General features: G+C 63.3%; 27 protein-coding genes. 14 read left to right on the top strand and 13 right to left on the bottom strand.

The features are described from left to right. Positions 1-74: 74 nt before the first annotated feature. Both O7A70_RS19460 and O7A70_RS19455 read right to left on the bottom strand, forming a co-directional pair. On the bottom strand, positions 75-530 hold the full coding sequence (locus O7A70_RS19460; protein WP_337141820.1) for a carboxymuconolactone decarboxylase family protein: 456 nt from the start codon (positions 528-530) through the stop codon (positions 75-77). A gap of 103 nt (positions 531-633) precedes the next feature. Further along, positions 634-1,062 (bottom strand): SRPBCC family protein, encoded by a 429-nt coding sequence (locus tag O7A70_RS19455; RefSeq protein WP_337141819.1) that lies wholly within the window; start codon positions 1,060-1,062, stop codon positions 634-636. Positions 1,063-1,270: 208 nt separating this feature from the next. Between O7A70_RS19455 and O7A70_RS19450 the strand changes: the two genes are divergently transcribed. Together O7A70_RS19450 and O7A70_RS19445 are read left to right on the top strand one after the other, a co-directional pair. Then, complete coding sequence (locus O7A70_RS19450) at positions 1,271-2,023, top strand: copper homeostasis protein CutC (protein ID WP_337141915.1); 753 nt, start codon at positions 1,271-1,273, stop codon at positions 2,021-2,023. Beyond that, on the top strand, positions 2,020-2,508 hold the full coding sequence (locus O7A70_RS19445) for a GNAT family N-acetyltransferase (RefSeq protein WP_337129909.1): 489 nt from the start codon (positions 2,020-2,022) through the stop codon (positions 2,506-2,508). Before O7A70_RS19450 ends, O7A70_RS19445 begins: the two co-directional genes overlap by 4 nt. Positions 2,509-2,530: 22 nt before the next feature. Here O7A70_RS19445 and O7A70_RS19440 read toward each other — a convergent pair whose 3' ends face one another. The 4 genes from O7A70_RS19440 to O7A70_RS19425 form a co-directional block, all read right to left on the bottom strand. Beyond that, positions 2,531-3,553 carry an acyltransferase family protein gene (locus tag O7A70_RS19440; protein ID WP_337141818.1) on the bottom strand — a complete coding sequence of 341 codons (1,023 nt, stop codon included), beginning with the start codon at positions 3,551-3,553 and terminating at the stop codon, positions 2,531-2,533. Positions 3,554-3,811: 258 nt separating this feature from the next. Next, positions 3,812-4,609, bottom strand: coding sequence for an FAD binding domain-containing protein (locus tag O7A70_RS19435; protein WP_337141817.1), 798 nt, complete (start codon positions 4,607-4,609; stop codon positions 3,812-3,814). A gap of 114 nt (positions 4,610-4,723) precedes the next feature. After that, complete coding sequence (locus tag O7A70_RS19430) at positions 4,724-7,069, bottom strand: xanthine dehydrogenase family protein molybdopterin-binding subunit (RefSeq protein WP_337141816.1); 2,346 nt, start codon at positions 7,067-7,069, stop codon at positions 4,724-4,726. A gap of 105 nt (positions 7,070-7,174) precedes the next feature. Further along, positions 7,175-7,675, bottom strand: a complete 501-nt coding sequence (locus tag O7A70_RS19425; protein ID WP_337141815.1) for a (2Fe-2S)-binding protein — start codon at positions 7,673-7,675, stop codon at positions 7,175-7,177. Positions 7,676-7,986: 311 nt separating this feature from the next. On the opposite strand from O7A70_RS19425, the gene O7A70_RS19420 reads away from it, so the two are divergent. Further along, positions 7,987-9,123, top strand: a complete 1,137-nt coding sequence (locus O7A70_RS19420) for an FIST signal transduction protein (RefSeq protein ID WP_337141814.1) — start codon at positions 7,987-7,989, stop codon at positions 9,121-9,123. Positions 9,124-9,133: 10 nt separating this feature from the next. Next, positions 9,134-10,474: a hybrid sensor histidine kinase/response regulator gene (locus O7A70_RS19415; RefSeq protein WP_337106347.1), complete on the top strand. Its 1,341-nt coding sequence runs from the start codon at positions 9,134-9,136 to the stop codon at positions 10,472-10,474. Positions 10,475-10,498: 24 nt separating this feature from the next. On the opposite strand, the gene O7A70_RS19410 is transcribed toward O7A70_RS19415, so the two are convergent. Next, positions 10,499-11,182, bottom strand: coding sequence for a response regulator transcription factor (locus O7A70_RS19410; protein ID WP_337141813.1), 684 nt, complete (start codon positions 11,180-11,182; stop codon positions 10,499-10,501). A 220-nt stretch (positions 11,183-11,402) separates the two neighbouring features. On the opposite strand from O7A70_RS19410, the gene O7A70_RS19405 reads away from it, so the two are divergent. The 7 genes from O7A70_RS19405 (at position 11,403) to O7A70_RS19375 (ending at position 15,208) form a co-directional block, all read left to right on the top strand. Beyond that, positions 11,403-12,101, top strand: a complete 699-nt coding sequence (locus O7A70_RS19405; protein WP_337141812.1) for a fumarylacetoacetate hydrolase family protein — start codon at positions 11,403-11,405, stop codon at positions 12,099-12,101. Then, positions 12,098-12,748, top strand: a complete 651-nt coding sequence (maiA, locus tag O7A70_RS19400; RefSeq protein ID WP_337141811.1) for a maleylacetoacetate isomerase — start codon at positions 12,098-12,100, stop codon at positions 12,746-12,748. Before O7A70_RS19405 ends, maiA begins: the two co-directional genes overlap by 4 nt. Then, positions 12,738-12,887, top strand: coding sequence for a hypothetical protein (locus O7A70_RS19395; RefSeq protein WP_337141810.1), 150 nt, complete (start codon positions 12,738-12,740; stop codon positions 12,885-12,887). Before maiA ends, O7A70_RS19395 begins: the two co-directional genes overlap by 11 nt. A 61-nt stretch (positions 12,888-12,948) precedes the next feature. After that, entirely contained in the window at positions 12,949-13,989 is a 1,041-nt protein-coding gene (locus O7A70_RS19390; RefSeq protein ID WP_337141809.1) for a zinc-dependent alcohol dehydrogenase family protein, read from the top strand. Positions 13,990-14,060: 71 nt separating this feature from the next. Then, a complete protein-coding gene (locus O7A70_RS19385) occupies positions 14,061-14,609 on the top strand; it encodes a GNAT family N-acetyltransferase (RefSeq protein WP_337141808.1) in 549 nt (182 codons plus the stop codon). 52 nt (positions 14,610-14,661) lie between these two features. After that, complete coding sequence (locus tag O7A70_RS19380; RefSeq protein WP_337141807.1) at positions 14,662-14,793, top strand: hypothetical protein; 132 nt, start codon at positions 14,662-14,664, stop codon at positions 14,791-14,793. Between the two features lie 16 nt (positions 14,794-14,809). Further along, complete coding sequence (locus O7A70_RS19375; RefSeq protein WP_337141806.1) at positions 14,810-15,208, top strand: GFA family protein; 399 nt, start codon at positions 14,810-14,812, stop codon at positions 15,206-15,208. A 19-nt stretch (positions 15,209-15,227) separates the two neighbouring features. Here O7A70_RS19375 and O7A70_RS19370 read toward each other — a convergent pair whose 3' ends face one another. Further along, a complete protein-coding gene (locus O7A70_RS19370; RefSeq protein ID WP_337141805.1) occupies positions 15,228-16,118 on the bottom strand; it encodes a DMT family transporter in 891 nt (296 codons plus the stop codon). 106 nt (positions 16,119-16,224) lie between these two features. Between O7A70_RS19370 and O7A70_RS19365 the strand changes: the two genes are divergently transcribed. Next, positions 16,225-17,628 (top strand): aminotransferase-like domain-containing protein, encoded by a 1,404-nt coding sequence (locus tag O7A70_RS19365; protein ID WP_337141804.1) that lies wholly within the window; start codon positions 16,225-16,227, stop codon positions 17,626-17,628. A 15-nt stretch (positions 17,629-17,643) separates the two neighbouring features. Here the strand turns inward: O7A70_RS19365 and O7A70_RS19360 are convergent, their stop codons facing one another. After that, complete coding sequence (locus tag O7A70_RS19360; protein ID WP_337141803.1) at positions 17,644-18,534, bottom strand: LysR family transcriptional regulator; 891 nt, start codon at positions 18,532-18,534, stop codon at positions 17,644-17,646. A 128-nt stretch (positions 18,535-18,662) separates the two neighbouring features. On the opposite strand from O7A70_RS19360, the gene O7A70_RS19355 reads away from it, so the two are divergent. Then, a complete protein-coding gene (locus tag O7A70_RS19355; RefSeq protein WP_337141802.1) occupies positions 18,663-20,120 on the top strand; it encodes an MFS transporter in 1,458 nt (485 codons plus the stop codon). Between the two features lie 41 nt (positions 20,121-20,161). Here O7A70_RS19355 and O7A70_RS19350 read toward each other — a convergent pair whose 3' ends face one another. The 3 genes from O7A70_RS19350 to O7A70_RS19340 all read right to left on the bottom strand — a co-directional run bounded on the left by O7A70_RS19350 (position 20,162) and on the right by O7A70_RS19340 (position 22,747). Continuing rightward, positions 20,162-20,659 (bottom strand): MaoC family dehydratase, encoded by a 498-nt coding sequence (locus O7A70_RS19350; RefSeq protein ID WP_337130677.1) that lies wholly within the window; start codon positions 20,657-20,659, stop codon positions 20,162-20,164. Between the two features lie 258 nt (positions 20,660-20,917). Beyond that, the gene (locus O7A70_RS19345; RefSeq protein ID WP_337141801.1) at positions 20,918-21,346 is read right to left on the bottom strand and encodes a phasin family protein; all 429 of its coding nucleotides are present in this window, start codon (positions 21,344-21,346) and stop codon (positions 20,918-20,920) included. A 105-nt stretch (positions 21,347-21,451) separates the two neighbouring features. Then, positions 21,452-22,747 (bottom strand): DUF445 domain-containing protein, encoded by a 1,296-nt coding sequence (locus O7A70_RS19340; RefSeq protein WP_337141800.1) that lies wholly within the window; start codon positions 22,745-22,747, stop codon positions 21,452-21,454. 271 nt (positions 22,748-23,018) lie between these two features. Here O7A70_RS19340 and rirA point away from each other — a divergent pair, with 271 nt between their 5' ends. Further along, positions 23,019-23,483, top strand: a complete 465-nt coding sequence (gene rirA, locus O7A70_RS19335) for an iron-responsive transcriptional regulator RirA (protein ID WP_027144053.1) — start codon at positions 23,019-23,021, stop codon at positions 23,481-23,483. Between the two features lie 32 nt (positions 23,484-23,515). Here the strand turns inward: rirA and O7A70_RS19330 are convergent, their stop codons facing one another. Further along, a complete protein-coding gene (locus O7A70_RS19330; RefSeq protein WP_140751699.1) occupies positions 23,516-24,307 on the bottom strand; it encodes a heme ABC transporter ATP-binding protein in 792 nt (263 codons plus the stop codon). Positions 24,308-24,320: the final 13 nt, after the last annotated feature.

Here is a 24,320-nt window from a genome sequence, read left to right as displayed (position 1 = left end):
ACTATGCCCGCGCCCGAGGGCGGAAAGGCAATGCCCCGCCCGCCCTCGCCTCGCGGACCATTCGAACCAGGCGCCTAGCCCCAGGCGCCAACCGGCTGCCGGGTCGTTGCGTTCAGCCTATTGAAGGCGTTGATCAGGGCGATCTGGATGACCAGTGCGGCAAGCGCCTTCTCGTCATAATGCCGGGCCGCTTCATCCCAGACATCGTCCGGCACTGCGTCCGGCCGGTCGGCGAGCCTGGTGCCGGCTTCTGCCAGCGCCAATGCCGCGCGCTCGGCGTCGGTGAAATACGGCGTCTCCCGCCAGGCCGCCAGCGCAAAGATGCGCTCGTCCTTTTCTCCGGCCTTTTTCAATTCGCGCGCATGCATGTCGACGCAGACGCTGCAATTATTGATCTGGCTGGCGCGCAGATGAATGAGCTTGCGCGTCACATAGGGCACGTCGGCCGCCTCGGTCGACTTGTCCAGCGCCAGCAGCGCCTGCACCGAACCGGGGATGAGCATCACCGGGTTCTTGATCCTTGCTTGCATGATCCTTCTCCTTTTGAATTGTTTCTCCGGGCGTGTTTTCCCGGCCCGGACGCCTCGCATCCAGGATTCGAACTTGACAGAACTGTTGGCTGCCTGCCGCGTATCAGGCCCGTTTTGCGGTAACCTGTTCGAGTCGTTCCAGAATGCGCGGCCAGCCACTTCCCATGCCGATATAGCCACGCTCGTCGGCCGGCCGGAATCCCGACTGCTCCATTCGCACCCGGGTCGCCACACCCTCGGGCGTCAGTGACCACGTCACCACGGTTTTCAACCCGCTGTCCGATTCCGTCCCATCGCCCCAACTGTAGGCCAGCAGCCGCGGCGCCTCGACTTTCAGCACCACGCAGTTCGTCACGCCGGACCATCCGGGAACTGGTGTCGCACGCAGTGTGAAGCGATGCCCCTCTTGCGCAGCGAAGTCATTCTGCATGAGCCATTCGCCGACGAGCGCCGGCACGGTCAGTGCCCGCCATATCTTTTCCGCCGAATATGGAATCAGCCTTTCGACGACAATCGATTTGGTTTCCGTCATTCCTTGCTCCTCTCGTTGTTGTCGTCGTGCCACGCACGCGCAATCAATAACCCGCCAGCTATACATTACCCATAACCATGCGGTTATGCGATTGTCAAGAAAGGAATCTGCCATCTGGTCCAAATGGCGCATAGGGTTCACGCTTTCGCGTCAGCCGTCCTGGTGCTAGGGCTCTCCACGACATCATGAACTGGATTGCCCCTTGACCATGGAAACTCGCCCGCCGCTGATCGAAATCTGTGTCGAAGGCATCGATGGCCTGCTCGCCGCGCAGGCCGCCGGCGCCGACCGGGTCGAACTCTGCGCCAGTCTGGTCGAGGGCGGCATCACGCCGAGCCTTGGCACTGTGCGCGCCGCGCTCGACCAGGCGACCGTGCCGTTCCACGTCATGGTGCGGCCGCGCGGCGGCGATTTTCTCTACAGCGAGACTGAATACCGCTCGATGCTGGCCGACGTCACCGCGCTCCGCGAGCTCGGTGTGCCCGGCGTGGTGTTCGGCTGCCTGAACGCCGACGGCACCATCGATGAGAAGCGCATGGGCGAACTGACCGAGGCCGCAGGGCCCGTGAACGTCACCTGCCACCGCGCCTTCGACATGACGCTCGATCCGGCCGAGGCACTGGAGGCGCTGATCCGCTGCAAGGTCGGCCGCGTGCTGACCAGCGGCCAGCGCGACACGGCGATCGAGGGCTTGCCATTGCTGGAAGAGCTGGTGCGTCAGGCCGGCGACCGGATCATCATTCTCGGCTGCGGCGGGCTCGATCTCGGCAACATTGCCGAGGTGCGCGCAAGGACCGGCCTGGCCGAAATGCACTTCGCCGCCCTCAAGGACGTGCCGAGCGCCATGCGCTACCGCAATCCGAAGGTCGGCATGGGCGGCTCCGATCTCGACCGCGAGTATCGCAACACACTGACCGACACACCGCTGGTGGCGGCGACAATCGCGGCGGCCAAGGCATGACCTCTCCCATAGACCGCATAGCGCAGGACGACGAAGCCGCCATACTGGCGCTCAACAACGAGCACGCCGCCGAATTGTCGTGGCTCGAAGCCGAACGGCTGTCCTTCCTGCTCGGCGAGTCCTTCTATGCCCGCCGCATCGGCGATCTCGAAGCCTTCATCATGACCTTCGACCAGGATGCGAATTACGACAGTCCGAACTTCGTCTGGTTCCGCGAGCGCTACGAACGCTTCATCTATGTCGACCGCGTCGTCGTGGCGGCGCACGCAAGAGGCCGCGGCCATGCTCGCCGGCTCTATCGGGACCTGTTCGACCAGGCGGAGAGCGCCGGCCACACACTGGTCACCTGCGAGGTCAACACCGACCCGCCCAACCCAGCCTCGGATGCCTTCCACGCCGCTCTCGGCTTCGCCGAGGTCGGCGACGCGGTGATCCATGGCGGCAAGAAAGCGGTGCGTTATTACGTCAGGCAGATCGCCGCCTGATCCGATGGCGCTCGGCGCTCATTCACCAATTGCGGTTGAGCCATTCGCGCGCTGGGCGCTCGATGAGGTAGTAGCTGCAGAGCGCGCAGGCAAAAACCCCGGCCAGCATCGGCCATGGATTGCTGCCCTGCTCGTAGACGAATTTGTAGAAGGGCTGCTGCCACAGATAGAGCGAATACGACCACAGACCCAGTGTCGTCATCGGCAGGGATGACAGCCATCCGGATAAGAACCGCGTGCTGAAATCCAGCGCATTGACGGCAGTCGCCAGCAATGGCACCGCGATCAGGTAGTGGATCGGCGTCGGTACTGAATCCATGAACAGGAAAACCGCGCCAACGGCCGCCGCGACGGCGACATAGGGCCCCTTCAACAAGGCCGGCAGCTTGCCGTCGGCCTTGAGCAGGCAGACCGCGGCCGACAGCAGGATCGAGGCGATGTGCACATCGGTGCGCCAGTACGTGGCTTCATAATCCATGTGCAGGAACCAGTAGGAAACCGCGCCATTGGCCATGGCCAGCAAGGCCAGGACCAGCAGCAGCGGCACGACACGGCTGCGGCTGGCAACGATTGCACTGATCGCCGCCAGGATGATGTAGGCATGCTCTTCGATACAGAGCGACCAGATGTGGTCGAGTGCGCCGGCCCGGTTCAGGAGAATTCCGGCATAGTTGTAGGTGAATGTCAGCGCCGTCAGGGCCGCCTTCCATTTGAAGACGATGAACGTGCCTGAGAGCGCGATCATGGCGACGACGACAAAGACCAGAAGCGCCGGATAGATGCGCGAGAAGCGGCGCTTGAAGAATTTCTTCAGCGGGTAGCGTTCGATGAACAGGATTTCGGCCATCAGCCGGCCGCTGAGCACGAAGAAGAATTCGACGCCCAGCACGCCCAGATTGATTCCGGGAACGGGAAAAAAATGCCCAATCAGCACCAGGGCGATCGACAGACCCCGCCAGCCATCGAGATAGGCCAGCCTTGTCCTGGCCGATCGGTGGACGATTGTTTGGGACGGAACCAAATGGGTCGCGGAAATTTCGGACATGCCGATCCCTTCGCATTGATATGCGAAAGGGCACGGCTGCACGCATTCCGAACCCGGCTCGCATTCCCCGCCCGCCCCATACTGCAGTGCAATATAAGTTTGTGCAAGTGCGAGATTAGCGCCGGTGCATTCCCGGGCAGGCATGGGTCAGAATCGTTTCAGGCAAACATGCGGCGGCCGGGAACCGGGCAGCTACAGGCGCCAGGAACGAAAAAGGGGCCGTGACAGCCCCTTTCCTTGTCCGCAATCGATCTTGCGTCAGGCGTTGGCTGCCGCCACCGCGCGCTTGGCCATGACCGCGATCAGGTTGGCGCGGTAGTCGGCGGAAGCGTGGATGTCGCTCATCAGGTTTTTCGCCGGCACTTTCACGCCATTGAGCGAGGTGGCATCGAAGCTCTTGGCAAGTGCCGCCTCGATCTCCTTCGAGCGGAAGACGCCATCATCGCCGGCGCCGGTGACGGCAACGCTGACGCCATCCTTGCCCTTGGCCACGAACACGCCGACGATCGCGTAGCGCGAGGCCGGGTTGCGGAATTTTTCGTACGCAGCCTTTGCCGGCGCCGTGAAGGAGACCGCCGTGATGATCTCGCCGTCCTTCAAGGCCGTCTCGAACAGCCCCTTGAAGAACTTGTCGGCTGATATTTCGCGCTTGTTGGTGATGATGGTGGCGCCCAGCGCCAGAAGTGCGGCCGGATAATCCGCCGCCGGATCGTTGTTGGCGATCGAACCGCCGATCGTGCCCTTGTGGCGTACCGCCGGATCGCCGATCAGCGACGCCAGATGGGCAAGCGCCGGGCAGGCCTTGCGCAGCTTCTCGTCATTGGCGACGTCGAAATGCGTGGCGGCGGCGCCAATCGTGACCGTCTTGCCTGACACCTTGACGCCCTGCAGGTCCTTGATGCGTGACAGGTCGACCAGGTCGGAAGGGGCCGCCAGCCGCGTCTTCATGGCGGGGATCAAGGTCATGCCGCCCGACAGCAGCTTGGCGTCGCCGCTCTTCACGAGCTTGGCGGCTTCAGTGACCGAGGCGGCACGATGATAGTTGACTGCGTACATGGGATCCTCCCCTAAGTGGTCAAGCAGTAGTGAGCAGTGAGTAGTCAGTAGTGGGAACGCCGCCGCCGGAGCTGGACACGGTGCCCTATTCGCTACTCACTACTCCCTACTCACTCATTTCGCGGCGCGGATCGCGGCCCACACGGTCGACGGTGTGGCCGGCATGGCGATATCGGCGATGCCGATGGCGTCGGTGATGGCATTGATCACCGCCGGCGGCGAACCGATGGCGCCGGCCTCGCCGCAGCCTTTGATGCCGAGCGGATTGCTCGGACATGGCGTGTTCGACGTCGAGACCTTGAACGACGGCAGGTCGCCGGCACGCGGCATGGTATAGTCCATGTAGCTCGCCGTCAGCAGCTGCCCGCTGGCGTCGTAGTGAGCGCCTTCCAGCAGCGCCTGGCCAACGCCCTGGGCGATGCCGCCATGCACCTGGCCTTCGACGATCATCGGATTGATGATATTGCCGAAATCGTCCGCCGCCACGAACTGGACGATCTCGGTCGTTCCGGTTTCCGGATCGATCTCCACCTCGCAGATGTAGCAGCCCGCCGGGAAGGTGAAGTTCGCCGGATCGTAGAACGCCGTTTCCTTCAGTCCTGGTTCCATGCCGGCCGGCAAATTGTGCGCGGTATAGGCGGCCAAAGCCACCTGGAACCACGGCAGGCTCTTGTCGGTACCGGCGACCTTGACTTCGCCATTCTCGATGACGATGTCGCCCTCGTCGGCTTCGAGTAGGTGCGCGGCGATTTTCTTGGCCTTGGCCTCGACCTTGTCGAGCGCCTTGGCGATCGCCGACATGCCGACCGCGCCCGAGCGCGAGCCGTAAGTGCCCATGCCCATCTGCACCTTGTCGGTATCGCCGTGGACGATCGACACCGAATCGATCGGCACCCCGAAACGCTGGTTGACCAGTTGCGCGAAGGTCGTCTCGTGCCCCTGGCCATGGCTGTGCGACCCCGTCAGCACCTCGATGGTGCCGACGGCGTTGACCCTTACCTCAGCCGATTCCCACAGGCCGACGCCGGCGCCGAGCGAGCCGACCGCGGCCGACGGGGCGAGGCCACAGGCCTCGATGTAACAGCTCATGCCGATGCCGCGCAGCTTGCCCTTTTTGGCAGCGTCCGCCTTGCGCTTGCCAAAGCCGGCATAATCGGCGGTCTTCATGGCCGCGTCGAGCGAGGTCGCATAGTCGCCGGCGTCATAGTTCAGGATCACCGGTGTCTGGTGCGGGAAGGTCGTGATGAAGTTCTTGCGCCGCAGTTCGGCCGGAGACACGCCGAGCTCGCGTGCAGCGGCTTCCATGGTGCGCTCCAGAAGATAGGTGGCTTCCGGCCGCCCTGCCCCGCGATAGGCATCGACAGGTGCCGTGTTGGTGTAGACGGTGCGCACATTGGCGTGAATGGCCGGGATGTCGTACTGCCCTGACAGCAGTGTCGCGTAGAGATAGGTCGGCACACAGGACGAGAACAGCGACATGTAGGCGCCGAGATTGGCGATGGTGTCCACCTTCAGCCCGGTGATCCTGTTGTTCTTGTCGAAAGCCATTTCCACGGTCGAGACGTGGTCGCGGCCATGCGCGTCGGTGAGGAAGCTTTCGGTGCGATCGGCGACCCATTTGACCGGCACGCCGGTTTTCTTCGAGGCCCACAGGCAGACGATCTCTTCCGGGTAGATATAGATCTTGGAGCCGAAGCCGCCGCCGACATCCGGCGCGATCACGCGCAGCTTGTTTTCGGGTGCGACGTTGTAGAAGGCGCTCATCACCAGCCGCGCGACATGCGGGTTCTGCGATGTCGTCCAGCAGGTGTAATGATCCTCGGCCTTGTCGTAATGGCCAAGAGCCGCGCGCGGCTCCATCGCGTTCGGCACCAGCCGGTTGTTGACGATCTTCATGCGGGTTACATGCGCCGCCGCCTTGATGGCGGCATCGGTCGCCTTGGCATCGCCGATCTCCCAGTCGAAGATCAGGTTGTTCTCGGCCTCGGCATGGACCTGCGGCGCGCCCTTTTCGAGCGCCTTGGTCGCGTCGACGACGGCCTTCAGTTCCTTGTAGGTGATGTCGACCGCCTCGGCCGCATCGCGTGCCTGGCCCTTGGTTTCGGCCACTACCACCACGACCGCATCGCCGACATAACGGACCTTGTCGACGGCCAGCGGCGACCATGCGCCCATCTTCATGGGCGAACCGTCCTTGGAATGGATCATCCAGCCGCAGATGAGGTTGCCGATACCGTCGGCCTTGAGCTCCTTGCCGGTCAGCACGCCAATGACGCCCGGCATGCCTTGAGCCGTTTTCACGTCGATCTTCTTGATCTGCGCATGCGCGTGCGGGCTGCGCACGAAGGCTGCATGCTTCATGCCGGGAACCACCATGTCGTCGACATAGCGGCCGGCGCCGGTGATGAACCTTTTGTCTTCCTTGCGCGCGACCCGAGCGCCAACACCTTCGATGCCCATGCAGAGATTCCTCCCGAAAAAGTGAATAGGAAGTAGTAAGCAGTAAGTATAGCCGCCGGTCCAGACCGACTACTGACTACTCACTACTCACTACTCGCTCTTCTCTCACGCCGCCTGTTTCGCCTTGTTCTTGGACCCCTTCGACATCGTCTTCGATGCGGCGAGGATCGCCTTCACGATGTTGTGGTAGCCGGTGCAGCGGCAGATATTGCCTTCGAGTTCTGCACGCACCGTGGCCTCGTCGAGGCCTTCGGGATGACGGTTGATCATGTCGATTGCGGCCATGATCATGCCTGGCGTGCAGAAGCCGCATTGCAGACCATGATGTTCCTTGAAGGCCGCCTGCACTGGATGCAGGTCGGCGCCGTCGGCGAGGCCTTCGATCGTAACCACGGTCGATCCGGACGCCTGGACCGCGAGCATGGTGCAGGACTTGACCGCCTTGCCGTCGACATGCACGACGCAGGCTCCGCACTGCGAGGTGTCGCAACCGACATGGGTGCCGGTCAGGCCGAGATTCTCCCGCAGGAAATGGACGAGCAGCGTTCGATCCTCGACGGCACCGCCGATCCGCTTGCCGTTCACCATCAACGAAACGTCCGACATAGCCCCTCCCTGGGTGTCAACCTTGGTCATCAGGTTGCCGACGCGCCGCTGGCACTTCGGCCATGCGTTAGTCGTACACCGCACAACGCACAAAAAACAACACGAGGGAAAAGTCGGATCATTGTACTTTCGGCCATGGCCAAGGGACCAAAGTGCATTTTTCCGGCCCCATTGCCAAAACGCCTCCTGGCGGCAAGAATGCCTTCGTCGCCCGCGCGCCAGAAGCACTTGAAAAGCCGCGCACAAGAAGGCGTCGGAGGAAATGCGGGAGAACGCCGCTGACCAGTTCACTGACGCGCTACGCATGCGGGTTGTCGGCGCTGACCACGGACGAGCCCGACCCGGACGTCTTCGCACGCGCGGTAGCCGCCGAGGCCGCTGCCATCGATGCCGGCTTTGCCCTCGTGTTCTTTTCCCAAAGCCTCGTCGAGGCAAGCACCCTCTCGCAGGCGCTCACGACGTGCGCGCCGGGGCTCCACCATGCCGGCTGTTCCACCGCCGGCGAGATCACGCCGCAGGGGCTCGAGGAAGGCCATATGCTGGCGATGCTGCTGCCCTCGGCGTCCTTCACGGCGGTCAGCACCATGGTCGACAATTTGTCGACATCGGGCATGGACAGGATCACCGAAGAGGTCGAGGCCCTGCGGCGCACGCTGCGCGCCCGGCCCGGCGGCGAGCAGACCAGGAACACCTTCGCGCTCTGTTTCATCGACGGGCTGTCCTATGCCGAGGAAGCGGTGAGTTCGGCCATCCACTGGGGTCTTGATGACATACCGCTGCTCGGCGGCTCGGCCGGTGACGATTTGAAATTCGAGACGACGCGTCTGATCTCGAACGGCGCCGTCACTTCGGACAGCGCCATCATCGTGCTGATCGCCACGGAAATTCCGTTCCACGTCTTCAAGACCGACAACTTCGTTCCCACCGACGAAAAGCTGGTGGTGACCGCGTCCGATCCGGATCATCGCATCGTGCGGGAGTTCAACGCCACCAATGCGGCGGAGGAATATGCCGCTTCCGTCGGCATCCTCCCGCAGACCCTGACGCCGCTGAGCTTCGCCTCGCATCCCGTGGTGGTGAAGGTGGGCGGAGAATATTACTGCCGCTCGATCCAGAAGATGCACGCGGATGGCTCGCTGTCGTTCTTCTGCGCCATCGACGACGGTGTCGTGCTGTCGATCGCCCAGCCCAAGGACATGGTGGAAGCGACACGAGCGGCATTGCGCGAGGTCGAGGAAAGGCTGGGCGGTATCGATATGATTCTTGGCTTCGACTGCGTGCTGCGCCGGCTGGATGCGCGCAACCGGCAGGTCTTTCGCGACATTTCGGAGCTCTACAGGGTCAACAATGTCATCGGCTTCGGCACCTATGGCGAGCAATATCGGTCGATGCACCTGAACCAGACTTTCACCGGCATCGCCTTCGGTGACCGGCAAGCGGCTGAATAGGCACAACAAAATGCCGCTCAGGGACATAAACGATCTCGACAGGCTGAAGAAGATCAACGCCGCCCTTGTCAGCCGCGTCGAGCGCTCGATGGACCAGCAAGGCAACGCCTTTTCGTTGTTCCAGACCGCGATCTCGCTGGAAAACCGGGTGCGCACGCGCACCGAGGAACTGCATTCGACCTTGCGCAGGCTGGAACAGTCGAACATCGACCTCAGCGCCGCCAAGGAGAGTGCCGAGCTGGCGAACCTGTCCAAGACAAGGTTCCTCGCCGCCGCCAGCCACGACGTGCTGCAGCCGCTGAACGCCGCCCACCTCTCCGTCTCGGCGCTCGCCGAGGTGCAGACCAGCGAGGAGGGAAAAAAACTGGTTCGGCAGGTCGAGCGCTCGCTGGAGACGATGGAAGACCTGCTGCGCACCTTGCTCGACATTTCCAAGCTCGACGCCGGCGTGGTCCAGCCCGACATCGGCGATGTCAGCCTGGAGGCGTTGTTCTCGTCGCTGCGCTCGGATTTCCAGCCGGTGGCGGAGTTGAAGGCGCTGTCGCTGAAATTCCGGCCGGTCAATGCGGTGGTCCGCTCGGACAGGACCTTGCTGCGCCGCATCCTGCAGAACATTCTCTCCAACGCGCTCGGCTATACCCGTTCGGGCGGCGTGCTCGTCGGCACACGCCATCGCGGCGATACCATCCGCATCGATGTCGCCGACACGGGCTGCGGCATTCCCGAGGACCAGCGCGAAGCGGTGTTCGAGGAATTCCATCGCGGCACCTCGCCGGCCAACGCCGAACTCGATGGCGGCGGGCTTGGGCTCGGGCTCGCCATCGTGCGCCGCATGGCCGGCGCGCTCGGCCACCCCGTGACGTTTTCATCCAAGGTTGGCCGCGGCACCATCTTCCACATCGATGTCCCCGTCGGCCTCGGCGCGCCGGCCGATGCCATCGCCAGCGCCGCCAGCCTGGAACGGCCGCGCGGCTACGGCCTGTTCGGCACCAAGGTGCTGCTGGTCGAGAACGATGCCGAGGTGCTGGAGGCCATGACCTTCCTGCTCGAACGCTGGCAGTGCCTGGTGCGGGCCGCGACGTCGACCGACGATGCGCTGGACATGCTCGGCGATACCGACTGGGTGCCCGACATCATCATCGCCGACCAGCATCTCGACGGCGGCGACCTCGGCACCGCCACCATATCGGAGGTCCGCGACTATCTCGGCCGCGCCGTGCCGGCGCTGATCGTCACCGCCGACAGTTCCGAAGCCGTGGCCAAGGCAGCGCGCGCCGGCGGCATCGAACTGATGCGCAAGCCGTTGAAGCCCGCGCAACTGCGCGCGCTGCTGGCGCATTTGCTGGCTTAGAGTCCCCAGCGGAGGACTAATGGCTCAAAAACCGGCCTGATCGCGAAACAGCTCGGCACTGTCCAGCTTCGACACCTCGATCACCGCTTGCGTGCGGCTGTAGACGTTGAGCTTGCGCAGGATCTCCGAGACATGCGCCTTCACCGTGGTCTCGCCGACCTGCAGCTCGAAGGCGATCTGTTTGTTGAGCAGACCCTGGCGCAGCATCTGCAGCACGCGCAACTGCTGCGGCGTCAGCTTGGAGAGGCGCTGGAGCATGTCGGCGCGATCGGTGCTGTCGGCGCCCGGCGGCAGGCCCTCATAGGTTTCCGGCACATAGATCGCGCCGTCCATCACCGAGCGGATGGCCGCGGCCAGATCGCTCTTGCGCGCCGATTTCGGGATGAAGCCGGCAGCGCCGTAGGACAAGGCCTCGGAGATGATCCTCGGCTCCTCGTAGCCCGACACGATCACCACCGGCAGGCGCGGATAGCGGGTCCTGAGCTGCAACAACCCGTCGAAGCCGTGCACGTCGGGCATGCTGAGGTCGAGGAGCGCCAGGTCGAAAGGCTTTGCATCGGCCAGCAGATCCAGCGCCTCGGTAATCGAGCGCGCTTCGACCGTGTCGACCTCGGGATAAGCCATTTGGACGGCGCTGTGCAGCGCCTCGCGAAACAGCGGATGGTCGTCGATGATAAGAAACCGGACACGATCGGTGGGAGGGGTCATAGGGCTCGTTCCGGTTTACCGGGCACACCATAGTCTCCTGACCATGGCCGGATTATTGGCAAATAGTCTATCGCCTGTTGACGGGATTCATCGCTGCAAAAATGGCCGGAAGCCTGAATTCCTCATCCAGCCGCGGCAAAGCCCATGCTTTATGAAAAGCGACGCCTTGCCCGACCCCCGAAATCGGCCGAATGTATCGCCATCATACGCAGAGATCGCCATGACCGCCTTCGTCCTTTCCGTCCCGCCAACGCCTTCTGTCGCCATTGCGGGTTCCGGCGAACGCTTTGCCGTGCGGCGCATCTTCTGCGTCGGCCGCAATTATGCGGCGCATGCGCGCGAATTCGGCAATGACGAGCGCGATCCGCCTTTCTTCTTCACCAAGCCGGCCGACGCGGTGGTCGATTCCGGCACTCATATCCCCTATCCACCGCTGACGGAAAACCTCCACTTCGAGATCGAACTGGTGGTGGCGATCGGTACATCAGGCTTTCGCATTTCCCGCGACAAGGCGCTGGACCATGTCTGGGGCTATGGCGTCGGCATCGACCTCACCCGCCGCGATCTGCAGGATGCCGCCAAGAAGGCGGCGCGGCCCTGGGACTGGTCGAAGGCATTCGACCGTTCCGCGCCCTGCGGCCCGCTGGTTGCCGCGCAGAAATCCGGGCACCCGACGCAGGGCCGTATCTGGCTCGCCATCGACGGCGCGGTGAAACAAGATGCGGACCTCGCCGAGCTGATCTGGCCGATTGCCGATATCGTCTCGATCTGCAGCCACGGCGTGGAATTGCAGGCCGGGGACCTGATCTTCACCGGCACGCCGGCCGGTGTCGGCGCGGTCAAGCCGGGCGAAACGATATCAGGCGGCGTCGACGGCATCGGCACGATCGAAGTGACCATCGGCCAGCCGAAGCCATGAGCGACGTCGTCCTGCACAACTACTTCCGCTCCTCCACCTCGTATCGGGTGCGGATCGCTCTGGAGATGAAGGGGGTGGGCTATGACTACATCCCGCATTACCTGCGTCACGGCGAGCATCTGGAGGCGGCCTATCTCGCGGTCAATCCGCAGGGGCTGGTGCCGGCGCTGATCTGGAGCGACGGCATGCTCCTGACGCAATCGCTGGCAATCATCGAATTTCTCGACGAGACCATACCTGAACCTCCGCTATTGCCGAAAGACCCGCCCAGCCGGGCACGGGTGAGAATGCTGGCGCAGATCATCGCCTGCGACATCCACCCGGTGAACAATCTGCGGGTGCTGACCTCGCTGCGCACGCTGTTCGGCGCCGGCGACCAGGATATCGCCAACTGGTTCCGGCATTGGGTCAATGAAGGCTTTGCGCCGCTCGAGCAATTGCTGACGGCTTCGTCCGAAACCGGCACATTCTGTCACGGCGACACGCCGGGGCTGGCCGACATCTGCCTTGCCGCGCAAGTCACCAGCAATGCCCGCTTTGGCGTCGATATGACGTCCTACCCGATGATTTCGCGCATCAACACCGCCTGCATGGCGCTACCCGCCTTCCAGAAAGCCGCGCCACAGAACCAGATCGATGCCGAGTAGAGAAGCCACCGATGCCGACGAGGCAAAGGCGCTGGCCGATATCGAGGCGTATGGCTGTCACATCCGCTACGTGCTCGAGGAAGATGGCGAACCGCCATTCGCCTCCTCCGTTGGCATCGAGGAAACGATTTCCGCTTGACCGGTCAGGGAATCGGCTATCGTTTCCCACCGTGCGTGCAGTCTCAGGGGTGGAGTGACCGATGAAAGCCGTCGTCTTCGAGAAATTCGGCGAAGAGCCGACCATCCAGACCGTACCCGATCCGAAGCCGGCTGCCGATGGCGTCGTCATCAAGGTCGAGGCGACCGGGCTGTGCCGCAGCGACTGGCACGGCTGGATGGGCCACGACGCTGATATCCGCCTGCCGCACGTGCCGGGCCATGAACTGGCGGGAATCGTGGTCGCCGCCGGCAAGCACGTCACCCGCTGGAAGGCGGGCGAACGCGTCACCGTGCCGTTCGCCGTCGGTTGCGGCCACTGCTTCGAATGCACATCAGGCAATCATCAGGTCTGCGAACATCAGTCTCAGCCTGGCTTCAACGCCTGGGGCTCGTTCGCCGAATATGTCGCCATCGAACACGCCGACACCAATCTCGTTCGCCTGCCCGACGAGATGGAATTCGCCACCGCCGCCAGCCTCGGCTGCCGCTTCGTCACATCGTTCCGCGCCATCGTCGACCAGGGCCGGGTGACGCCGGGCGAATGGGTGGCGGTGCATGGCTGCGGCGGCGTCGGCCTGTCGGCGATCATGATCGCCAGTTCGATGGGCGCCAATGTCATCGCCATCGATCTCACCGAGGAAAAGTTGGACTTCGCCAAAAAAATCGGTGCCGTGGCGACCATCAACGCCTCCACGACGCCGAACGTCGTCAAGGCGGTCAAGCAGATCACCAATGGCGGCGCTCACATGTCGATGGACGCGCTCGGCCACCCCACGACGTCCTTCAATTCGATCGCCAACCTGCGCCGGCGCGGCCGTCACGTGCAGGTCGGCCTGATGCTGGGCGAGCATGCCCGCCCGCAAGTGCCGATGGACAAGGTGATCGCCTTCGAACTCGAAATCCTCGGCAGTCACGGCATGCAGGCCTATCGCTACCCCGCGATGATGGAGATGATCCGCCACGGCAAGCTCAAGCCCGAACTGCTGGTCGGCAAGAAGATCAGCCTCGACGAGGCGCCAGCAGCCTTGATGGCGATGGGCGGTTTCGAGGGCATCGGCATCGGCGTGGTGACGAAGTTCTAAGGTCGAGACTCAATCACAGCCAGAACGCTATTGTGGTAGCGGGGGTGAGCCGATCCTCTTGGAGACAGTGTATGATCGCGACCGACCGGTTGAAGCTCAGGGCCTGGCGAGAGGCGGATAAGCCCCTATTGGGCGTTATCCACGCCGATCCGGAGGTGATGCAGTTCCTCGGCGGCATGAAGACCGCCTCTGAGACCAGCGACATCGTCGAACAACTGATGCGGCTTTCCGAAGTCGGCGAGCCGATTTTCTGGGCCGCCGAGCGTATCGGCGACGGGGCGTTGCTCGGCGCGGTCGGCCTGCACCGCCTCGGGACCGATTTCCCTTTCGGCCCGGCCCTGGAGGTGGGCTGGCGGCTTGCTCGCGACCATTGGGGCAAGGGTTATGCGACCGAAGCCGCTCGCGCCGCCCTCGACTATGCATTCGGCAGCCTGGATGCGCCGCGCGTCTACGCATTCACCGCATTGGCGAACAAGCGGTCCGAAGCCGTCATGCAGCGGTTGGGGATGAAGAAAATCGAGGGCGGCGAATTCGCTCATCCTGACCTGCTGCCGACCGATCCGAGCTCAATGCACATGCTGTATGTCGCCGAAAGGACAGTGCCGCAGTCGGGTACCTAGAGCTTAAACTCGTTCAGAGCCAAACGGCGGTGAAAGCAAAGCGACAAATCTAATGGCCGCCAAGGCCATGCTCGACAAGAAGGCGCCGCTGGTACTTTCATCGGCAATGTCGCAATTGAGCGCCAACTCGGCGCATCTCATGGCGGCTCTCTCACTACGCCCGGTACAACTTATGGGTCAGTGACTTAAGGAGAGTTTCCATGCGTGGTCATTGCTTATGTGGCGCTATTGCTTTTGAAGTCGATGGGCCGGCGCAAGCATGCGTGGTCTGTCATTGTGAAAGTTGTCGGCGGCAATGTTCCGCGCCGATGACCACCTACATTGGCGTCTTGGACGGCCACTGGCGATGGTTGGGCAAGCCACCGAAGGTATTCAACTCTTCACCCGGTGTGGAAAGAACATTTTGCGATCACTGTGGCTCGCCGCTGTCCTTCCGCTCAACGAACATGTCCGGTGTCATGCATTTTTTTGCAGCGGGGATGGAGGAGCCGGAAAAATTTGCACCCACGCTGCATGTCGCTTTTGAGGAGAAGCTCCCTTGGTTGAAACTCGCCGACGGCCTGCCGACACGGGTTGGGCCTGACTATACGAAAAACTAGTCAGGGATCGGCATCATCACTATGCAGTCGCACGCTGCGGCAAATCCCGCTTGGCAAACTTTTTCGCGCCGAACACACATGTCACCACGCCGAGCGTGACGACGATCATCATTGGGCTGACCTGCTCGTGCAGCAGCGTCGCCGCCAATGCGAGCCCGAAAAACGGCTGCAGAAGCTGCAACTGCCCCACCGCTGCAATACCGCCTTGCGCCAGGCCGCGATACCAGAAGACGAAGCCGATCAGCATGCTGAACAGCGAGACATAGCCAAGACCGATCCAGGCATTGGAGCCGACGCTGGCGAAGGACGGCGGCAAGGTCGCAAACGTCAGCACCAGCATGATCGGCAGGGACAGCACCAGCGCCCAGCAGATCACTTGCCAGCCGCCGAGCTTGCGCGACAGTGCGGCACCCTCGGCGTAGCCCAGGCCGCAGGCGATGATGGCCGCAAGCATCAGCCCATCGCCGACCGGCGAAGCCGTCACGCCTTGCGCAAGTGCAAAACCCGCCACCAGCGCACTGCCGAGGCATGAGAACAGCCAGAAGGCCGGCCGGGGCCGTTCACCGCCGCGCAACACACCGAAGATCGCGGTCGCCAGCGGCAGCAGGCCGACAAAGATGATGGAGTGGGCCGAGGTGACATGCTTCAGCGCCAATGCCGTCAGCAAGGGAAAGCCGACCACCACGCCAAGAGCAACAATGACGAGCGACAGCAAGTCATGACGCTCAGGGCGTTTCTCGCGGAATGCAAGTAGCAGCGCCAGACCAAGCAGGCCGGCTATGACCGCGCGAGCCGATGTCAGGAATATGGGATCGAGATCCATCACCGCCACGCGCGTCGCCGGCAACGAACCGCTGAAGATCAGCACGCCGATAAATCCGTTCACCCAGCCGCTCGCCGTCTTGTCCATCGCAGGCTCCATTGCTTTCGCCCTCTATCGGGCGGACGCCCATGGTGCGGCCAGAGACAATGGGGTACAATTCGATGAAACTGTAATGGAGGATTGAGCAGTACGGATGACAGACCTTGCCTTGGAACCCGACGGCGCACGCACCCTTGTGGAAAGCGTCATGGCGACCATCCGTCAGCGGATCGCAGCGCGCAGCCTGACACCGGGAACCCGATTGCCGTCGATCCGTGCCTTCGCGAAGTCCATGCAGGTGTCCAAATCCACCGTCGTCGAAGCCTATGAGCGGCTCGCCGCCGAAGGCGCGATCCGCTCCCGGCCGGGTTCCGGTTTTTATGCCGCCGGCTCGCTGGCGCCGCTGTCCCTGGCCGAGATCGGCCCCCGGCTCGATCGTGCCGTCGATCCGCTCTGGGTTTCGCGCCAGTCGCTGGAGGCTGGCGACGAGGTCCTGAAACCCGGTTGCGGCTGGCTGCCGGCATCATGGATGCCCCAGACCGGGCTGCGCCGGGCACTGCGTACGGTCGCGCGTGCCGACGATGTCGCGCTTGCCGATTACGGCACGCCGCTCGGCCTGCCGCCGCTGCGGCAATTGCTGGCGCGGCGCATGGCCGGGCACGGCATCGAAGCCTCCCCCGAACAGATCATGCTGACGGAATCGGGCACCCAGGCCATCGACCTGCTCTGCCGGTTCCTGATCGAGCCCGGCGACACGGTGCTGGTCGACGACCCCTGCTATTTCAATTTCCACGCTTTGCTGCGTGCCCACCGCGCTAAGGTCGTCAGCGTTCCCTACACACCATCGGGACCGGACATCGAACTGTTCGCCCAGGCGCTCGCCGAACACCGGCCGCGCCTCTACATCACCAACTCCGCCATCCACAATCCGACCGGCGCGATCCTGTCTCCGGTCACCGCGCACCGGTTGCTCAAGCTTGCCGACCAGTCGGACTTGACCATCGTCGAGGATGACATCTTCGCCGATTTCGAGCACACCCCCGCCCCCAGGCTGGCGGCGTTCGATGGCCTCAGTCGCGTCGTCCAGATCGGCAGTTTCTCCAAGACGCTCTCGGCCTCGGTCCGCTGTGGCTTCATCGCCGCGCCCCGAGACTGGATCGAGCGCCTGGCCGACCTCAAGATCGCCACGACTTTCGGCGGCGGACGGCTGGCGGCAGAACTTGTGCTGACGCTGCTGAAGGACGGCAGCTACCGCAAACATATGGATCTGCTGCGCGCCAAGCTTGCGCGCGCCATGGTCGAGACCAGCGCCCGGCTGAAAGCGATCGGCATCATGCCCTGGATCGAGCAGCCGGCCGGGCTGTTCCTGTGGTGCGGCCTGCCGGACGGGGTGGACGCCGCCGAAATCGCCCGCCGCGCTCTGGCCGACAACATCGTGCTGGCACCCGGCAATGCGTTCAGCCTGTCGCAGGCCGCCAGTCGCTTCCTGCGCTTCAACGTCGCCCAGTGCGCGGACGAGCGGATTTTCAAGGCGCTCGAAACGGCGATGGCTCGCTGATTTGGCACGAAATCGTCAGTGCTTCGAACAAACCTCGCGCACGCACTCACGCAACCAGCGTTGTGCCGGATCGGCATCGAGGCGCGGATGCCAGAGCATGGAGATGGTGACCTCCAAGGTGGCGACCGGCAGGGGAAAACTGTGCATGCCGGCGCGCGCTCCTGTCGTATGCCGCTCGGGCACGCTGGCGATCAGGTCCGAGGCTCGGGCCATGGCAAGTGCCGCCGAGAAGCCCGAAACCATGCACACCACCGTCCGCCGCAAGCCAAACCCATTCAGCGCTTCGTCGATCGGCCCCTTCTCGCGGCCGCGCCGCGAAACACTGATGTGCCGGCCGGCCGCATAGCGCTCGGGCGTCACCTTGCCCTCGCTCAGGGGATGGCCTGATCGAACAGCGCCGATGAAACGGTCGCGAAACAGCGCCTGGATGCGCACTTCGGGTCCGGTCTCGCCGGCAACGCCGATTTCCAGGTCAATCGCCGCTTCGCGCAGCGACATCGCATCCTTATCGGACTTCGGCGCAAAACGCAGCCGCACCCCTGGCGCATCGGCCTCGATGCGGGCGACGAGACGGGGCGCGAACTCCTCGACGAAGCTTTCGTTGGTGCGCAATGTGAAGATCCGGTCCAGACTCCGGGGGTCAAGCAACTCGGCAGGGCGCAGGAGCACTTCCGCGTCCTGGACGACACGGCCGACCTGTGACCGCAATTCCTCCGCACGCGGCGTCGCCACCAGGCCGCGCCCGGCGCGCACCAGCAGAGGATCGCCCGTTGCCTCGCGCAGCCGCGCCAGCGTTCGGCTCATCGCCGAGGGGCTGAGGCGCAGACGGTGAGCCGCGCGCGCCACGCTGCCCTCGGCCAGCAGGACATCGAGGGCAAACAGCAGATTGAGATCGGGTGATGTCATCGGTCTATCCTAGCATGATATGGCGTTTGACGCACGGATAAGATGCAAATGCTGCATCTTCCGCCATATCAGCCACAAGACTAGATCTCCGACAGCTCCGCTTCGGGAGCAGACAGAAGGAGATCGCCTTGGCACTCGCTGAGCAAAATCGGGAACTGACATCGGCGCCGCAACAGGCCCGGTCCACCGGCCTGGCGCTGACGAGCCTGTCGCTCGCCACGCTGCTATCGTCCTTGGGAACCAGCATCGCCAGCGTCGGGCTGCCCTCGCTCATGCAGGCTTTCGATGCATCGTTCCAGTCCGTGCAATGGGTGGTTCTCGCCTATCTGCTCGTCATCACGACACTGATCGTCGGCGCCGGGCGGCTGGCCGACATGTTCGGGCGCCGGCCGTTGCTGCTCGGCGGCATCGCGCTGTTCACGCTGGCATCGGTGCTCTGCGGCCTGGCACCGACGCTCTGGCTGCTGATCGCGGCACGCGCCATGCAGGGGCTTGGCGCCGCGCTGATGATGGCGCTGACGTTGGCCTTCGTCGCGGAAACCGTGAGCAAGGAGCGAACCGGCAGCGCCATGGGCCTGCTCGGCGCCATGTCCGCGATCGGCACGACGCTCGGGCCTTCGCTTGGTGGCTTTTTGATCGCTGGCCCTGGCTGGCGGGCTATCTTTCTTGTCAATGTCCCGCTGGGCCTTCTGACCTTCGCTCTCGCCTGGCGTGCCCTGCCGGCGCGCAGCGGGACAATGGAGGTCGCTCGAGGCACGTTTGACGCCACGGGCACCGCCCTGCTGGCCCTTACCTTGGGCGCCTATGCCTTGGCATTGACGCTTGGAAGAGGCAATTTCGGCATGCCCAATTTGGGCCTGCTGGTCGCGGCCGGTATCGGCGTCATCGTGTTCGCCATCGCGCAGGCGAAGGCGAAGGCGCCCCTGATCCAACTCGCCCGCTTCCGCGACCCACGGCTGAGCGCCGGCCTTGCCATGAGTCTCATCGTCGCGACGGTGATGATGGCAACCCTCGTGGTTGCTCCGTTCTATCTGTCGCGCGGGCTCGGATTGGATGCCGCGATGGTCGGAATGGCGCTTTCGACCGGGCCGCTTGTCTCGACCTTGTCGGCGCTGCTGGCCGGCCGCCTGACCGATCGCCTCGGCGCCCACGCGATGATGGTCGCCGGCCTGGCCTGCCTCGCCACGGGGACGTTCCTCCTGTCGCTTGCCCTGACCAAGTTCGGCATTGCCAGCTATGTCGTTCCAATCACCGTCACATGCTTCGGTTACGCCCTGTTCCAGACCTCCAACAACGCGGCGGTCATGGGCGATGTAACCGCAAACGAACGTGGCGTCGTTTCCGGTCTGCTCAACCTGTCGCGCAATCTCGGCCTCATCACCGGCGCATCGCTGATGGGCGCCATATTCGCGATTGCATCAAGTGACGCTCGGCAAGGGATCGGGCAACAGCTCTTGAGTTCCGCGGCCGCGGCCCGAGGCATGCAGATCACTTTTCGGACAGCCACCGCCCTGGCCCTGGCCGCGCTGGTCCTTGCCCTGCTCTCCGCCCGCGTCGCTCGCCGAGCGCAACCCAGTCTGCCTTGAACCGAAACCGTTTGACAGCTGGGGGCCTGGCGGACCGCCGTTCAGGCCCCTGCCCGTTTGCGGCGTTCGTAAAGCATGACCAGCGTTTCAGCCATCAGCGCCGGCTTTTCCTCGCCTTCGATCTCGACCGTGTTGGCTGCCTTCATCAGGTACTGGCCTGGGCCTCTGTCTTCCATGGAAAGCAGCGTCGTGCGCAGGCGAATGCGTGCGCCGACCTTGACCGGCGCCAGGAAACGCACCTTGTCGAAACCGTAATTGAAGGCGGCCTGCGTATTCTCGGGCACGATCCCCATGTCGAGGGCCAGCGCGCCGATGATCGACAACGTCAGATAGCCATGCGCGATCGTGGTGCGGAACGGGCTTTGCCGCCGCGCCCGTTCAGGATCGACGTGGATCCATTGATGGTCGCCGGTGCAGTCGGCGAACTGGTTGATACGGTTCTGGTCGACCGTGGTCCATTCCGAGACGCCGAGCTCCTGTCCGGACATCGTTCTCAGCTGCTCGTAACTAGGCGGCGTTTTAGGCCGTACTTCCGTCATTCCTGCTTTCCCGATCGCTTCCAAAGCTTCCGGACCACGAACCGGCGGCCTCTGTCAATTCATCCTGCGCAAATCCGTTCCGGCGGATTCGAGCTCACTCGTGCCATGCATTGCCACGCGATGGCAGGCCGAATTCGGATTTTCCAACCTTCCGGGCTGCCGGGAGCTTATGCTGTGGCGCTAATACAACCATGCGCAAGGTTGCGGAATCGCGAACCGGCGTGCTTGGCCGAGGACGGAACGACAGCCGATGAGAACCTACTTCTGCCCGTAACCGGCGCGGACCTCCTCCATCGCTTCCTTGATGCGCGCGCGCAGGATATCGATCGATTCGGTGCCTGATTTCCTTGCCAGTTCAGCCACTTCACCGGCGTTCTTGAGCGCCGCCTCGAAGGATTTTCTGGCAAACTCCGTCTGCTTAGCCATGAGCTCCTGCGGATTGCCCGGTGCGCGGTAGCTCTGCGTCATGTCGGCGACTTCCCGCAGCGTGTCCTGCAGCATTTCGCGCTGCCTCGACAACAGCGAGGATGCCCCGGCCGCACTGGTCCGTGCCGCCTTCTCCAGCGCTTCCAGATTCTTGCGATGATGCGCAAGGATCGCCTCGACATCGACATTGGGCACCTTGAGGTCACGGCCGAATCTGCCGAACATCTCCATGAAGGAATCGGATTCCGGTTGCCTGGCCATGATTGTCTTCTCCCCTGTTGCCGCGGGTACGGACGCCCTCGACGGGAGAATAGCACTCGAACGCCGCGTGTCCATTTCGAACGCACGCCTGGCGGTCGATACGGATCAATTGACCGGGAGCAGCAACTCGATCGTATAGAGCATGATGCCGGCCAGCCCGCCGATGATCATGCCGTTGAAGCGGATATATTGCAGGTCCCTGCCGATGTTCATCTCGATCAGGCGCGTCAATTGCGCCAGATCCCAGCGCTTGACCTGGTCGGCGATGAATTTCGATACGCCGCTCTTCTGGCTCTCGACGAAAGAGGCCAGCGCCACCACGAATCCTCCGTTCATGTCGGCCCGGATCTGCGCATCGCCGGCAAGATGGCGGCCGACCTCGACGAACATGTTGGCGAGTTGCTCCCGGATCAGCGATTTCGGCGCCTTGGCATCCTGCTCGATGAACAGGCTGAGGCTCTCCCACATGTCGCCGGCCAGCGCCCTGACTTCGGGTCTGGCGAGGAAATCCCGCTTCATTTTCTCCGCTCGCTTGGCATATTGCTTGGATGTGCGCAGCCGCTCGACGAAGCCTAGCGCGAAACGGTCGAATTCGGCGCGCATCGGGTGGTCGGGATCGGCACGCACCTCGTCCAGCAGGGAGCCCGCCGAGGCGACGATCTTCTTCAGGAGATAGGCGTCGGCGCGAAACAGATTGAACAGCGACGGCAATTCCTCACGGATCTTGTCGCGCATCGTCGCCAGCGCCTGTTCGTCGTTGAGAAACCGGCCGATGACCTTGATGAACTCGTCGAACAGCTTCTGGTGGCGGCGATCGTCGGTGAGAGCCGACAAGAGTTCGGCGGCCAGCGGCGCCAGCGGCACCTTTTCGATCTGTTCGAGCATGCGGCTGGTGACGAAACCGCGCAGGCCGGATTGTTCGACGGCGGCAAGCGTCTGCGGCACAAGCCGCACGACGAAGCGCGACAGGTCGGCGGCGCGCTCGGCATCGGCCAGCCAGTCGGCGACGAGTGCCGAAAAATCGACCTCGGCGAGTTTTTCACGCACCGGCTCCGGCGCCAGGAAATTGACCTCGATGAAACGGCCGAGATTGTCGGCGATGCGGTCCTGGTTTTCCGGGATGATGGCGGTGTGGGGGATGGGCAGCCCGAGCGGCCGTTTGAACAGCGCCACCACCGCGTACCAATCGGCAAGGCCGCCGATGGTTGCCGCCTCGGCGAAGGCGGCGACGAAGCCGAGCCACGGATAGCTGCTCTGGTAGGACTTGGCCAAGGCAAAGACCAGCACGCAGAGTGCCAGTGCCGCCGTGGCGACGAACTTTGTCCGCCGCAGCGCGGAAAGCTTGGCGCCCGCGTCGGCATCGAACCGCACTGGCGCCAGGGACTGGTCCGATTGAGCCATGGATGGGCCGCTCCTCGTCGATCTCAGCCTATTTAGTGTTTCGACCGCCAGAATGCCCGTGACAGCGATTACCTCCGGGGTTTCACCCGGTCACGCACATAAAGTTGACGAGAATATTCATCTATAACGCGAAGCTAGTCTGGAATTATTCCAAGGTATAGGCCATATTCCGTCGAGGCCAGTGTGGAGACTCCGAAAATCCGGATGAAGCCGCGCCAGCAAGTCTACACTCTGGCATGGTTGCACCGTGCCAGCGCTTTGTGAGGATGAAATGCGGCTTACCCGCCAAACCAACTACGCCATGCGCATCCTGATGTATTGTGCCGCCAACAATGAACGGTTGAGCCGCATCCCGGAGATCGCGGCCGCCTATTCGGTGTCGGAACTGTTCCTGTTCAAGATCCTGCAGCCTTTGGTCGAGAACGGCCTGGTCGAGACTGTCCGCGGCCGGAACGGAGGGGTACGGCTCGGCCGTGCCGCCGAAGCGATAAGCCTGTTCGACGTTGTGCGCGTGACCGAGGAAAGCTTTGCCATGGCGGAGTGCTTCGAGAACGACGCGGCCGAATGCCCGCTTGTCGACAGCTGCGCGTTGAATTCGGCGCTGCGCGAGGCGCTCAACGCCTTCTTCGCCGTGCTTGCCCGCTACACGATCGCCGACCTGGTGGCGGCGCGGCCGAATGTGCGCAACCTGCTCGGCATCGATCTGTTGATGGAGCGCCGCGCGCCGGCAGCTTGATCCCTGTCGAGTCGTGCGAGGTCGGCTGAATATCAGCTGACCGACGATTGCGGGAGCACGAACGGCATGTCGCTAGCCGGCAGCACGCCGACCTTGAGCCGGCAATCGAACACCTTTTCGATCAGCTCATCGCTTAGCACCTCCCGCGGCGAGCCGGTCGCTGCCAGCCGGCCGCGATGCATCACGAAGATGCGGTCGGCATACATGGCCGTCAGATTGAGGTCGTGCAGGATCGCGACCACGCCCCCGCCTCTTCTGGCGAAATCGCGGGCGATGTTCATGATGATCAGCTGATGCTTGATGTCGAGGCTGGAAACCGGTTCGTCGAGGAAGAGATAGCGCGGCCTGCCGTCGAGCACTGGCGCCCAGACCTGGCACAGCACGCGCGCAAGCTGGACGCGCTGCTGCTCACCACCCGAAAGTTCCTGGTAGAAACGCCCGGAAAAGCCATCAAGATCGACCCGCGCCAGCGCCCGCTCCGGCAGGCGTTCGTTCTCGCCGGGCAGCACGCCCGCGCGGCCACCGACGAGGCCAAGCCTGACGATCTCGCGCACCGTGAAGGGAAAGGACAAGGTCGTTGCCTGAGGCAACACCGCTCGCACCGTCGCAGCCTCGACCGGCTTCATCGTCGACAGCTCGCGACCGTTGATGACGATCCGTCCGGTATGGGCGAGATCCCCCGACATCGCCTTGAGAAAGGTCGTCTTGCCCGAGCCGTTGGGACCGACGATGGCCGAGATTTCACCCGGCCCGACTTCGAAATCGACATCAACGACAATACGCTTCTTGCCGATCGCCACAGAAACATCGCGCGCTTCGATCATGAAACACTCCTAC

The sequence above is a fragment of the Mesorhizobium sp. Cs1299R1N1 genome (assembly GCF_037179655.1).
In the GTDB taxonomy this organism is placed as follows: Bacteria; Pseudomonadota; Alphaproteobacteria; order Rhizobiales; family Rhizobiaceae; genus Mesorhizobium; species Mesorhizobium salmacidum.
Note: the sequence above shows the minus strand (reverse complement) of the source record. Positions and strands in the feature narration are given on the sequence as shown.